Source organism: Pseudomonas bubulae (assembly GCF_037023725.1).
Taxonomy (GTDB): domain Bacteria; phylum Pseudomonadota; class Gammaproteobacteria; order Pseudomonadales; family Pseudomonadaceae; genus Aquipseudomonas; species Aquipseudomonas bubulae.
In genome coordinates, this window is record NZ_CP146077.1 from 555,701 (window position 1) to 568,185 (window position 12,485).

Below are 12,485 nucleotides of genomic sequence, written 5' to 3' on the forward strand. Positions count from 1 at the left end.
AAGATACGGCTGATAATAACAGCTCAGCCAAAACAGCTTTGACTTGTATCAGAAAGTCCTCGGCCTCCCTGGCCCAAAAACGGCGTATCCACGCCTTTTGAGCACGAATTACAGTTGCTGCATCATCTTGCGAACACCCGCCACATGCCTGCGGCTCACAATCAGCGCATCCCCGTTCAGGCCGCGCAGGAACAGCTGGAAATGCCCAAGGGGCGTGCGTTGCAAGCGCTCGATGCGGTCTCGGGCCACCAGTGCATTACGGTGAATACGCACAAAGCGTTCACCAAACTCGTCTTCGAGTGCCTTGAGCGGCTCGTCGAGCAGAACTTCACCGCCAGCGTGACGCAATGTCACGTATTTGTGGTCAGCGATAAAGTAGATCACCTGGTCGATAGGGATCAGCTCAATGCCTTTTCGGGTTCTGGCACTGATATGACTGCGTGGGCCACTGCCGGTTTGCGCGGCAGGCCGGGTGAGTGCAGCCAGCTGGATGCGGTTGGGCCGGTGCGCCTCTTTCAGGGCAGCACGCAGGGCATCTGCGGTGACCGGCTTGAGCACATAGCTGACACCGCTCTCTTGCAGGGCCTGTACGGAAAACTCGTCAGGCGCCACGCAAAACACCACCGAAGGCGGTAGCTCGCGCTCGCACAATTTGGCTGCAACCTGCAACCCGTCGAGGCCTGGCAGGCGGATATCGAGCAAAACGACATCCGGTTTCAGGCTTTCGATCAGGTTAAGTGCCTCTTCGCCATTAGTGGCGCCAGGCTCCAGCAACGTATAGCCCCCGAGCGTGCTGAGCAAATGGCTCAAATGCTCGCGGGCCAGGGTTTCGTCATCAACGATCAGGACATTCATATAGCGCTGTATTCCTGCGTGAGTCTCGCACAAGGATAGCGTAGACAGGTGATGTGACGACTGTCACGGCGATCCACGCTAAGACTAGCGCGAAGGCCAAAAAGTGCCGCAAACCTCACAGCAATATTCACCTGCCTCGATTGCTCGATTTAATACCGGATACGTCTGGCAATCTACAAAGACCTGCTATGACTGATCCATACGACCAACTGTAGACGGTTGCCAAGGCGAAAGTATTCAAACGATACATTTCCTTTCGGAAATTTATTTATACCGCACTTCACACAAAAACCTGCCGAGCTGCGTCAACGCCATGAATGGCAACCCTGTTATGATTCGCGGTAATTATTTGTGTAACTCCCCTCAGCCGATTACGAGCGAATCCATGAGCACCGACAAGACCAATCAGTCCTGGGGCGGCCGCTTCAGTGAACCCGTCGACGCCTTCGTTGCGCGTTTCACCGCCTCCGTCACTTTCGACCAGCGCCTTTATCGCCATGACATCATGGGCTCCGTGGCTCACGCCACGATGCTGGCCAAGGTCGGCGTGCTGACCGATGCCGAACGCGACAGCATCATCGACGGCCTCAAAACCATCCAGAGCGAAATCGAAGCCGGTACGTTTGACTGGCGCATCGATCTGGAAGACGTGCACATGAACATCGAGGCGCGTCTGACCGACCGCATCGGCGTGACCGGCAAAAAACTGCACACCGGCCGTAGCCGTAATGACCAGGTTGCGACCGATATCCGCCTGTGGCTACGTGACGAAATCGATCTGATCCTGGCCGAGATCACCCGCCTGCAAAAAGGCCTGCTGGAACAGGCAGAGCGTGAAGCCGAGACCATCATGCCCGGCTTTACCCACCTGCAGACCGCACAGCCGGTAACATTTGGTCACCATATGCTGGCCTGGTTCGAGATGCTCAGCCGCGATTACGAGCGCCTGGTCGACTGCCGCAAGCGCACCAACCGCATGCCTCTGGGCAGCGCCGCACTGGCGGGCACCACCTACCCGATCGACCGCGAATTCACCGCACAACTGCTGGGCTTTGACGCCGTGGGCGGCAACTCGCTGGACAACGTCTCCGATCGCGATTTCGCCATCGAATTCTGCGCCGCCGCCAGCATCGCGATGATGCACTTGTCGCGCTTCTCCGAAGAGCTGGTGCTATGGACCAGCGCGCAATTCCAGTTTATCGACCTGCCCGACCGCTTCTGCACCGGCAGCTCGATCATGCCGCAAAAGAAAAACCCCGACGTGCCGGAATTGGTACGTGGCAAAAGCGGCCGTGTATTCGGTGCGCTGATGGGCCTGCTGACCCTGATGAAAGGCCAGCCATTGGCCTACAACAAGGATAACCAGGAAGACAAGGAACCCCTGTTCGACGCCGCCGACACCTTGCGCGACTCGCTGCGCGCCTTTGCCGACATGATCCCGGCGATCAAGCCCAAGCACGCGATCATGCGTGAAGCGGCGCTGCGTGGTTTCTCCACCGCGACCGATCTGGCCGACTACCTGGTGCGCCGTGGCCTGCCGTTCCGTGACTGCCACGAAATCGTCGGCCACGCTGTGAAGTACGGCGTTGAAACCGGCAAGGACCTGGCGGAAATGAGCCTCGAAGAACTGCGTCAGTTCAGCGATCAGATCGAAGACGATGTGTTTGCCGTACTGACCCTTGAAGGTTCGGTCAATGCCCGTGATCACATCGGCGGCACTGCGCCGGCGCAGGTGAAAGCGGCAGTAGTTCGCGGCAAGGCGCTGCTGGCCAGCCGTTAAACCTCAAAGCGGCGCCCCTGTGGGAGCGAGCCTGCTGGCGAAAGGTGTTATGGATAACGCGTTTTGCTGGATAAACGCGATGTTCTTGAGACCTTCGCGAGCAGGCTCGCTCCCACAATAGGGGGCGACACCCTGTGTACTGGTTATTTCTTGCTGCTGATCCACGCCAGAAACTGCGGCATGGCGGCGTCCTTGTCCGCGGCGATTTTCTGCACGTGCGGGTTTTGCTGCAGACGCTCCAGCAATGCCTTGGCACCCGGCATGTCGGCCAGCAGGTCGAGACCAAACACCTTGTGTGCGACGCCACAGGCCAGATCAACGCTGAAGGCGAAGTAGATATCCGCCACGCTCAGGGTCTCGCCCGCGACATAAGGCGCGAACTTGCCGTGACGGCCCAGGGAGGCGATACCGTCGAGCAGCTCGGTGCGGGCCTTTTCCTTGATCGCGTCGGGCACTTGCATGCCGAAAAACGCCTCGGGGTAACAGGCGCGGGCAGGCAACTCGATATACAGCTCGATTTCCTTGGCCAGTGCCAACACCTGCGCACGCTCAAACGGATCCACTGGTAGCAGCCTGAGGCCCGATTGGGTTTGCTCGATATATTCCAGGATCACGCTGGTTTCGTTGATAAAACCTTGTTCAACGCCCAGTGCCGGGACTTTGCCGCGGGGGCTGATGGCCAGCGCCTCAGGGGTCTTGCCAGCGAAAAACGGCACTTCTTCAAAGGGCACGCCCTTTTCCAGCAGCGCCAGCTTGACCATGTTGTAGTAGTTGCTGACTGCGAATCCATAAAGCTTGAGCATTACAAAGCCTCCAGGCCGTGTTGGGGTTGGCAGCAGCTGTTATAGAGCTTCGCCATCAGGCTGGCTAGCAGCATCAGCATCCTGAATACCGTTAGACTGCCAACCTTTACCCAAGGAGCCTGCCCATGAGCGAGCCAACCGATATCGACAACGAAGAAGAAGAGTTCGCCGAATCCACCCTGATTCAGGCGATTGAAAACCAGATTGAAAGCGACAACCCGCCTGCTGCCAAAGCCACGTTCAACAAACTGACCCTGGTCGGCTACGAGCGCGACGATATTCTGCAGATGATGGCCCATGTGTTGGCCGTGGAGATTGACGCGATCCTCGAAGAAGATCGCGCCTTTAACACTGAGTGGTACGAAGCCGCACTGCGCGCGCTGCCGACCCTGCCGCCAGAAAAGGACTAAGCCCGGTTCAGGGGCGAATTGCCGGCGCCCGCTGCCAGTCCAGATCCTTGGCAGGCATCGGACGCCCAAACCAGTAGCCCTGGCCCAGGTTGCAGTCAAGGTCGAGCAGGAACTGCGCCTGCTCAACCTGCTCTATCCCTTCGGCATGTACCTCCAGGCCCATGCTTTGACCCAGTGCGATAACCGCTCGCACGATCGCCACATCATCATTGTCCCCAGGCAAGCCGGCGACAAAGCCCTGATCGATTTTCAGCTTCTGCACAGGCAGGCGCTTGAGTCGAAGCAAAGATGAAAAACCGGTGCCGAAATCATCGATGGCCAGGCGCAAACCCAGCACCCGCAGACGATGCATCTGCTCCAGGGCCACTTGCGAGTTGTCCATCACCGCACTTTCGGTCACTTCAAGCTCCAGCAAGGCCGGATCCAGCCCGGTGTCTGCCAGTACCGTTGAAACCAGCGAAAACAGCTCGGGACGGGCAAACAGTCGGCTGGAAATATTCACCGCCACAAACGACAGTTCCACACCTGCAGCCTGCCACTGAACCATCTGCCAACAGGCTTGTTCCAGCACCCAGGCGTCAATCTCGGCGATCAACCCGGTACGTTCCGCGATCGGGATAAACTCACCCGGTGACAACAGCCCCCGCAGCGGGTGCTCCCAGCGCACCAGTGCTTCAACGCCAATCAGGCGGCTGGTTTTAAGGTTGTGCACCGGCTGGTAGTACACGCGCAGCTCGTGCTGCTCCAGGGCGCGGCGCAGATCGCTGGCCACCTCAACCCGGTATTGGGCATGGGCCGTCAGCTCCTCGGTGTACAAGGCATAACCCTCGCGTCCCGAACTTTTGGCCTTGAACAAAGCCGAGTCGGCATTGCGCAGCAATTGCTCGGCGTTCAGAGCATCGCCGGGGAACACGCTGATGCCGACGCTGGCGCTGATAAACAGTTGATGCCTGTCGACATCGAACGGGCCTTTCATGACCTCCAGCACCTGCTGCGCAAGCCCGGCGGCCTGGCTTGCGTGCTCACAGCTGTCGACCAGCACGGCGAACTCATCACCGCCCAGCCGGGCCACGGTAAAGCCTTTGCCGAACACCCTGAGCAAACGCTCGGCCACCGCCTTGAGCAGCAGGTCACCGACGTTGTGGCCCAGGCTGTCATTGATGATCTTGAAGTGATCGAGGTCGATCATCAGCAGAGCACAGCCGGTCTGGTGGCGTTGCGCAGAAGCCAGCGCCTGCTCGGTGCGGTCGGTGAACAGCAGACGGTTGGGCAGGTCAGTCAAGGGATCATGGTGAACCAGACGTGCGAGCTCGGTCTGGGAGTTCTTGATCGCGGAGATATCCGAAAAAACCGCGACATAGTGACTGACCTGGCCCTTGTCATCGGTAATCGAGCGCACGGTCTGCCACTGCGGGTAGACCTCGCCGCTTTTGCGCCGGTTCCAGATTTCGCCGTGCCACTCGCCGCGCTCATCGATCGTCTTGAACATTGCCTGATAAAACGCGGGGCCGTGGCGACCCGACTTGAACATGTTCGGGCGTCGGCCAAGCACCTCTTCGGCCGGGTAGCCGGTTATTTCAACCAAGGCACGGTTGACGTGAACGATCACCCCGCGGCTGTCGCTGACCAGCACCCCTTCACGGGTGCAGTCAAACACCACCGCTGCCTGACGCAAGCGCTCCCTATCCTGAAGCTGGCGCTTCAGACCGGGGTTCATCCCCAAAAAATCGAACAAACGGGCCCGGGCGAAAAAAATCAGTACGGCGCTGAACAGGGCAAAAACATAGCCATTTACCTGCTGCCACCGCACCAACTGTGCTGAATCATCGAAATAACTGTTCAATAAATGATCAGTCACCAGCAGCCAGAAAACCGCTAGCAGCCCGTATAACAGGGCCGTACGCAAGGCATCGCGAGAAGAAACAGACATAAGAAAGTTAATGCGCCTACAAAAAAGTGGGAATTATAGTGTAAGAAACATCCGGGCACTCTTATCTGAAAGGCCGACTGGTTTTATCTGGCTGCATGGTGATAATGCGTGTTGCAGTTTTTTTCATCTTCCCGAGGGCCAAACAGCCTATGTGGTACAACGGTTTTCTCGACTTGTCAGCCTGGCAACTGGTGGCAGTCACTCTGTTGATGACCCACGTGACCATTATCGGTGTCACGGTTTATCTACACCGCTACTCAGCCCACCGCTCGCTTGAGCTCAATGGTGGCCTGAAACACTTTTTCCGCTTCTGGCTGTGGCTGACCACCGCGCAGAATACCCGTGAGTGGACAGCCATCCACCGCAAGCACCACGCCAAATGCGAAACCGTCGATGACCCGCACAGCCCGGTTATCAAAGGGTTATCGACCGTTTTGCGAAAAGGTGCAGAGCTGTATCGTGAAGAAGCGCAAAATCCTGAAACATTGCGTATTTATGGCAAAAACTGCCCTGAAGACTGGATTGAGCGAAACCTTTATTCGCGTTACAAAATGCTCGGCGTGGCGCTCATGCTGGTCATCGACCTGTTGCTGTTCGGTGCTATCGGCCTGACTATCTGGGCCATCCAGATGATGTGGATCCCGGTGTGGGCGGCAGGTGTGGTCAACGGTTTGGGTCACGCGGTGGGTTATCGCAACTTCGAATGCCGCGACGCAGCCACCAATCTGGTGCCTTGGGGCATCATCATTGGCGGTGAGGAGCTGCACAACAACCACCACACCTACCCCAACTCGGCCAAGATGTCGGTCAAGAAGTGGGAGTTCGACCTGGGTTGGGCCTGGATCAAGGTCTTCAGCTTTTTGCGCCTGGCCAAGGTTCAGCGTGTTGCGCCTATCGCCCACCGGGTGGAAGGCAAGGGCAATCTGGATATGGACACCGCCATGGCGATCCTCAACAACCGTTTCCAGATCATGGCCCAGTACCGCAAGCTGGTGATTGCACCGCTGGTGCAACAAGAGCTGGCCAAGGTCGATCATTCGGTGCGTCATCAGTTCCGCCGCGCCAAGCGTCTGCTGTCGCGCGAAACCAGCCTGCTTGAAGACCGCCACCATCAGCGTATTGAAAAGATGCTGGAGCATAGCCACTCACTGAAAGTGATTTACGAGAAGCGGCTGGCCCTGCAACAGATCTGGGTCAAAACCAGCACCAACGGTCACGACATGCTGGCGGCGATCAAGGAATGGGTTCACGAGGCAGAAGCCAGCGGGATCCAGTCGCTGCGCGACTTTGCCCACCAGCTCAAGACCTACTCGCTGCGCCCTGCAGCGGTTTAAGAGCAAGCGCCCTCACCCCACCCCTCTCCCGGAGGGAGAGGGGGCTGATCTTCAATGTGACGAAAATCCGCTTTTGCCTTTAGTCCCCTCTCCCTCCGGGAGAGGGTGAGGGGCTCTTGATCAACTGCGAAAGCTGCGACATACCCACCCGCAACAAGCGCGCCGTCTTCCCGCCGGCCACCTCGGCAATCCCCTCTTCCGACTCCAGATTGGCCACTTGCGCCGCCAGGTTCATCACCAGCGCTTCTCGCGAGTACACCCCGCCACCCAGGTGATACATCGCCGCAATCAACTCCCGCAGCTCCAGCGGCAATCGCCAGCGCGTGCGCAAGGCTGAACCATAGGCTGCGCCAAACTCGGCCAGAGAGGCATCAATAGCCTGGGTATCCAGCTCCCCACCCGCCTGGCGCCACTCCTGCAAGCAACGCACCAAGGCCAGATCACCCAGGCAGTGCAACAACCCGGCGCAGAAACAACGCTCCTGATCCAGATTCAACATGCCTGCCAATGTGCGGCCATAGTCTGCCGCACGCTGGGACAACGCCCAGTAACGCTCGGCGTAGTCCGCCAGGCAAGGATCGCTCAACTGCGCGCTGTACTTGAGAGTAAGCCCCTGGACCAGGTTCACGCTTTGCGCAGGCCCCAGCCGCTGCATGGCTTGCGCAAGGGTCTGGGCCGGGCTCACAAGGTGCTGCGCCGCACTGTTGGCGGCCGCAATCAGCACCGCCGTAATTTGTGGATCGGTGCGTACTTGCTGCTCAAGCCGTGCCAGGTCCACCCCTTCAGGCGTGAGGCTGCCCTTGAGCGCCGATTGCGCATCCACTCTTAGCGGCGCGCCATCGGAAGACGCGCGGCGCTGCTCCAGAAAACGCTTGAGGGTCATGCCTGGCGCCAGTGCCGGTACGTCACACGAAATCTCTTGCCCCGCCGAGAGCAGCAGGCTCTTGAGGCGCCTGGTCAGGCCGGCAATATCCAAGGGTGTGGTCAGATAAGCCGTTGGCGCCAGCGGCAAGGCTTCGCGCACACTGGCGCTGTCATTACGTGCACTCAACAAAATAAATGGCTGCGCTGCAACCGCGCGGCGTTGGCGCACAGTGCGCAACAGATCCAGACCACCTACACCCGGCAGCTCACGGTCAGCAATCACCAGGCCATAAGTTTTCCTGCCCAACTGCGCAAGCGCCTGCTGACCGTCGCCACAGACATCCAGTTGAGCGTCGCAACGTACCGTCAGCACCACTTGCTTGAGCAAATCCCGAGTCCAGGGATCGGCCTCGGCAATCAATACAGTGGGTGCTGCCATTAAATCTACAACCGTCATCCAGTTTGCTCCCCGTGCGATACAGGCACCTTAGTCAAAGGGCGCACGCGGATACAGGCCAAAACACCCAAATAGACGCTTCAGACGCAAAAAAACCGCCGAAGCGGTTTTTTTGTCTATCAGGTCACACCGTCAGGTGCGCAGCTCACGCCAGTTCAGCGAAGCACTCCTCGATGATGGCCAGACCTTTGTCCAATTGCTCGTTAGGCGAGGTCAGCGGTACCAGTACGCGCAGGACGTTGCCGTAAGTGCCGCACGACAGCAGGATCAGACCCTTGTCGCGAGCCTTGGCAACCACTTGTGCCACTGCCGTCGGATTTGGCTTGTGCGAATCGCCGCCTTCGAACAGCTCGACCGCGATCATCGCGCCCAACGCACGCACATCACCGATCACCGGGTGCTTGGCCTGGATAGCCTTGAGGCCGGTTACCAGGCGCTCGCCGACTTCCTTGCAACGGTCCAGCAGATGCTCTTCTTCAAACACATCCAGTACCGCCAGCGCTGCTGCGCAAGCAATCGGGCTACCGGCATAGGTGCCGCCCAGACCGCCTGGAGCGATGGCGTCCATGTACTCGGCCTTGCCGCACACACCGGCCAGCGGGAAGCCGCCAGCGATGGACTTGGCGAAAGTGGTCAGGTCGGCCGTTACGCCCATCTGTTCCATAGCGAAGAACGTGCCGGTACGGCCAGCGCCGGTTTGCACTTCATCCGCGATCAGCAGGATGCCGTGCTTGTCGCACAGCTCGCGCAGACGGGCCATGAACGCTTTCGGCGCCACATAGAAACCACCTTCGCCCTGTACCGGCTCGATGATGATGGCAGCGATGTCTTTAGGCTCGGCGTCGTTCTTGAAAATGCGCTCGATGCTGGCGATGGAGTCATCCACGCTCACGCCATGCAGTTCGCACGGGTACAGCGCGCGGAAGATACCGCCTGGCATCAGACCCATGCCTGCCGAGTACGGTACGACTTTCCCGGTCAGGCCCAGGGTCATCATGGTACGGCCATGGTATGCGCCAGTGAAGGCGATCACGCCGGCACGGCCAGTTGCGGCACGAGCGATTTTCACGGCGTTTTCAACGGCTTCGGAACCGGTGGTGACCAACAGGGTTTTCTTGTCGAAATTGCCCGGGACCTTGGCGTTGATCTTTTCGCACAGCTCGACGTAAGGCTCGTAAGCCAGTACCTGGAAGCAGGTGTGGGTCAGCTTGGTCAGTTGCTCTTGAACGGCGGCAATGATTTTCGGGTGCAGGTGACCGGTGTTCAGTACCGCGATACCGCCGGCGAAGTCGATGAACTCGCGGCCTTCAACGTCGGTAACGGTGGCGTTAATCGCCGATTCGGCGAAAATCGGGTGGATCTGGCCAACACCGCGCGGAACAGCGGCTTCACGGCGTTTCATCAGGGATGCGTTGGTCTTGTTGCTCATGGTGTTCCTCATTCGCCGCTGATCAAGCAGCGTGGTTCAAGGCTGACGCGCCAGGCAGACACCCATGCCAGCATGCGATGATCGACTGGCATGGCGCTCCCGGCCACAAAAATTAACAGTTTGAAACGCAGGGGAAGCATCGCTCTCGTGCCCCCTCTGCTTGAACCACCCGCCGGGTTAGATGCCCAGGCAGAGATATTTGATTTCCAGGTAGTCTTCGATGCCGTACTTGGAGCCTTCACGGCCCAGGCCAGAAGCCTTGATCCCGCCAAACGGCGCGACTTCGTTGGAGATCAGGCCAGTGTTGACGCCCACCATGCCGTACTCCAGGGCTTCAGCCACACGGAATACACGGCTCAGGTCGCGGGCATAGAAGTACGACGCCAGGCCGAACTCCGTATCGTTGGCCATCGCGATCACTTCAGCTTCGTCCTTGAAACGGAACAGCGGCGCCAGCGGGCCGAAGGTTTCTTCCTTCGCCACAGCGGCGTTTTTCGGCACGTTCACCAAAATGGTCGGCTCGAAGAAGCTGCCTTCCAGGCTGTTGCCGCCGGTCAGCAGGGTCGCGCCCTTGCTCAGTGCGTCAGCGATGTGCTCCTTGACCTTGGCCACGGCCTTGTCATCGATCAGGGGGCCTGTGGTGGTGCCTTCGTTCAGACCATTGCCGATCTTGAGCTTGGCCACCGCTACTTTCAGTTTTTCTGCGAATGCGTCGTAGACCGAGTCCTGAATGTACAGGCGGTTGGCACATACGCAGGTCTGACCGTTGTTGCGGTATTTGGAGATGATCGCGCCTTCTACGGCTTTATCCAGGTCCGCATCGTCGAACACGATAAAAGGTGCGTTGCCGCCCAGCTCCAGCGACACTTTCTTGATGTCCTTGGCGCATTCGGCCATCAACTGGCGACCGATTTCGGTCGAGCCGGTGAAGGACAGCTTGCGCACGATCGGGTTGCTGGTCAGCTCGCCACCGATATCGCCGGCACTGCCGGTTACAACGCTCAACACGCCTTTAGGGATGCCGGCACGGTGTGCCAGCTCAACCAGGGCCAGGGCCGAGAACGGGGTTTGCGAAGCTGGCTTGATCACCATGGTGCAACCGGCGGCCAGGGCCGGGCCGGCTTTACGGGTGATCATGGCTGCCGGGAAGTTCCACGGGGTAATAGCAGCGGTCACGCCGATCGGTTGTTTGATCACGATCAGACGTTTGTCCGGCTGGTGGCCCGGGATCACGTCGCCATAAATACGCTTGGCTTCTTCAGCAAACCACTCGATAAACGAAGCAGCGTAAACGATTTCGCCCTTGGCTTCGGCCAGTGGCTTGCCCTGCTCCAGGGTCATCAGGCGGCCGAGGTCGTCCTGGTTTTCGATCAGCAGCTCAAACCAGCGACGCAGCTTGGTTGCACGCTCTTTGGCGGTCAGGGCACGCCAGGCTGGCAACGCTTTGTCTGCGGCTTCAATGGCACGACGGGTTTCAACCGCGCCCATCTTTGGCACTGTGCCGATGATTTCACCGGTAGCCGGGTTGTTGACCTTGATGGTCTGGCCACCGTCCGCATCAACCCAGGCACCATCGATATAGGCTTGCTGGCGGAACAACTGTGCGTCTTTGAGCTGCATGTGGGCTTTCCTTAACAGCACCGCGCAGGCGCGGAGCGAATTATTAAAGTAGAAAGGCGCCGTGGAAGGCTGCCGTCAGGAAGTCATTCACTGCCAAAGTATCTAAATGACGCACAAAGAACATGCCGTGCGATTCAGCACCCAGACAAGAGCGTTTGAAATCTCAAACGAATCCTAGGGATAAAGGGGGTAAAGGACAATAGCCTGTTCGAAAAAAAGAACAAGCTGCCAGACTTCACCGTTTTATCGCCCGGCCCCCATTAATAGCCCATAACGCGTAAGGAAACACCTCACGAATCAGCGGCATGGACGACTGACACGCAGATGAGTATGATGGCGGCCGCGTCGCACCAGTAGCTCAGCTGGATAGAGTACTGCCCTCCGAAGGCAGGGGTCGTGGGTTCGAATCCCGCCTGGTGCACCATTCTTTTTCCCTTGCTCAAGGGAATCGCGTCAAAACCCTGTAACCAACAGCATTTTGCCTCCCACCGAGAACCCGGTGAGCGATCGCACGCCTGTTTTTTGAGCTTTTCTGCGCAAAACGCAGATCCGGTTAAATTTTCTATGGGCAACTGACGAAAGGCTGGTTACTATACGCGGCGTTTCGCGGAGAGCTGGCCGAGTGGCCGAAGGCGCTCCCCTGCTAAGGGAGTACACCTCAAAAGGGTGTCGGGGGTTCGAATCCCCCGTTCTCCGCCATTATTTGTGGCACCTGAATGCGTTCCCTTGTTCAAGGGAACCGCGTTTTCCCCCCTACCCAATCAAACCCGATGTGCACCTGCGCAAGGTTTTGTCGCGTCCGCAGAAAACTGTGGGAGCGGGCTTGCTCTCGACTCAAGCGGCGCGGTCGTCCTGCCAGACCGCATTGATGCCATCGCGGGCAAGCCACACTCCCACAAGACTTGTCGACCGCTATAACTCAATGCTCACCCCAGCAAGAGTCGTTGCGCCATCGGGTTCAATCGTTAATGATACGGCTTCTCATTAACGCCTGAGCCCTGCT

General features: G+C 58.5%; 9 protein-coding genes, 2 tRNA genes and 1 pseudogene. 5 read left to right on the top strand and 7 right to left on the bottom strand.

Annotation, left to right across the window (positions count from 1 at the left end; genetic code table 11):
* Nucleotides 1-108: 108 nt before the first annotated feature.
* Nucleotides 109-855 carry a LytTR family DNA-binding domain-containing protein gene (locus tag V6L81_RS02555; RefSeq protein WP_095000671.1) on the bottom strand — a complete coding sequence of 249 codons (747 nt, stop codon included), beginning with the start codon at nucleotides 853-855 and terminating at the stop codon, nucleotides 109-111.
* Nucleotides 852-983: pseudogene (locus V6L81_RS02560) on the bottom strand (sensor histidine kinase); the annotation flags it as partial. The gene V6L81_RS02555 and the pseudogene V6L81_RS02560, both read right to left, overlap by 4 nt.
* Nucleotides 984-1,240: 257 nt before the next feature.
* On the opposite strand from V6L81_RS02560, the gene argH reads away from it, so the two are divergent.
* Entirely contained in the window at nucleotides 1,241-2,635 is a 1,395-nt protein-coding gene (gene argH, locus V6L81_RS02565; protein ID WP_095000670.1) for an argininosuccinate lyase, read from the top strand.
* Nucleotides 2,636-2,778: 143 nt separating this feature from the next.
* On the opposite strand, the gene V6L81_RS02570 is transcribed toward argH, so the two are convergent.
* The gene (locus tag V6L81_RS02570; protein WP_095000669.1) at nucleotides 2,779-3,438 is read right to left on the bottom strand and encodes a glutathione S-transferase family protein; all 660 of its coding nucleotides are present in this window, start codon (nucleotides 3,436-3,438) and stop codon (nucleotides 2,779-2,781) included.
* A gap of 125 nt (nucleotides 3,439-3,563) precedes the next feature.
* Between V6L81_RS02570 and V6L81_RS02575 the strand changes: the two genes are divergently transcribed.
* Nucleotides 3,564-3,848, top strand: a complete 285-nt coding sequence (locus tag V6L81_RS02575) for a hypothetical protein (protein ID WP_016782995.1) — start codon at nucleotides 3,564-3,566, stop codon at nucleotides 3,846-3,848.
* A gap of 7 nt (nucleotides 3,849-3,855) precedes the next feature.
* Here V6L81_RS02575 and dibA read toward each other — a convergent pair whose 3' ends face one another.
* Nucleotides 3,856-5,778, bottom strand: coding sequence for a phosphodiesterase DibA (gene dibA / locus V6L81_RS02580; protein WP_095017810.1), 1,923 nt, complete (start codon nucleotides 5,776-5,778; stop codon nucleotides 3,856-3,858).
* Between the two features lie 149 nt (nucleotides 5,779-5,927).
* Here dibA and desA point away from each other — a divergent pair, with 149 nt between their 5' ends.
* Nucleotides 5,928-7,112, top strand: a complete 1,185-nt coding sequence (gene desA / locus V6L81_RS02585; RefSeq protein ID WP_165446538.1) for a delta-9 fatty acid desaturase DesA — start codon at nucleotides 5,928-5,930, stop codon at nucleotides 7,110-7,112.
* A 79-nt stretch (nucleotides 7,113-7,191) separates the two neighbouring features.
* Here desA and V6L81_RS02590 read toward each other — a convergent pair whose 3' ends face one another.
* From V6L81_RS02590 to gabD, 3 genes are all read right to left on the bottom strand, one after another.
* On the bottom strand, nucleotides 7,192-8,433 hold the full coding sequence (locus V6L81_RS02590; RefSeq protein WP_095031433.1) for an HDOD domain-containing protein: 1,242 nt from the start codon (nucleotides 8,431-8,433) through the stop codon (nucleotides 7,192-7,194).
* A gap of 145 nt (nucleotides 8,434-8,578) precedes the next feature.
* Nucleotides 8,579-9,862, bottom strand: a complete 1,284-nt coding sequence (gene gabT / locus V6L81_RS02595) for a 4-aminobutyrate--2-oxoglutarate transaminase (RefSeq protein ID WP_095000665.1) — start codon at nucleotides 9,860-9,862, stop codon at nucleotides 8,579-8,581.
* Nucleotides 9,863-10,039: 177 nt separating this feature from the next.
* Complete coding sequence (gene gabD / locus V6L81_RS02600) at nucleotides 10,040-11,482, bottom strand: NADP-dependent succinate-semialdehyde dehydrogenase (RefSeq protein WP_338660459.1); 1,443 nt, start codon at nucleotides 11,480-11,482, stop codon at nucleotides 10,040-10,042.
* 347 nt (nucleotides 11,483-11,829) lie between these two features.
* Here gabD and V6L81_RS02605 point away from each other — a divergent pair.
* A tRNA-Arg gene (locus tag V6L81_RS02605) sits at nucleotides 11,830-11,906 on the top strand.
* A gap of 184 nt (nucleotides 11,907-12,090) precedes the next feature.
* Nucleotides 12,091-12,181: transfer RNA gene (locus tag V6L81_RS02610), tRNA-Ser, on the top strand.
* The last annotated feature ends 304 nt before the right edge of the window (nucleotides 12,182-12,485 follow it).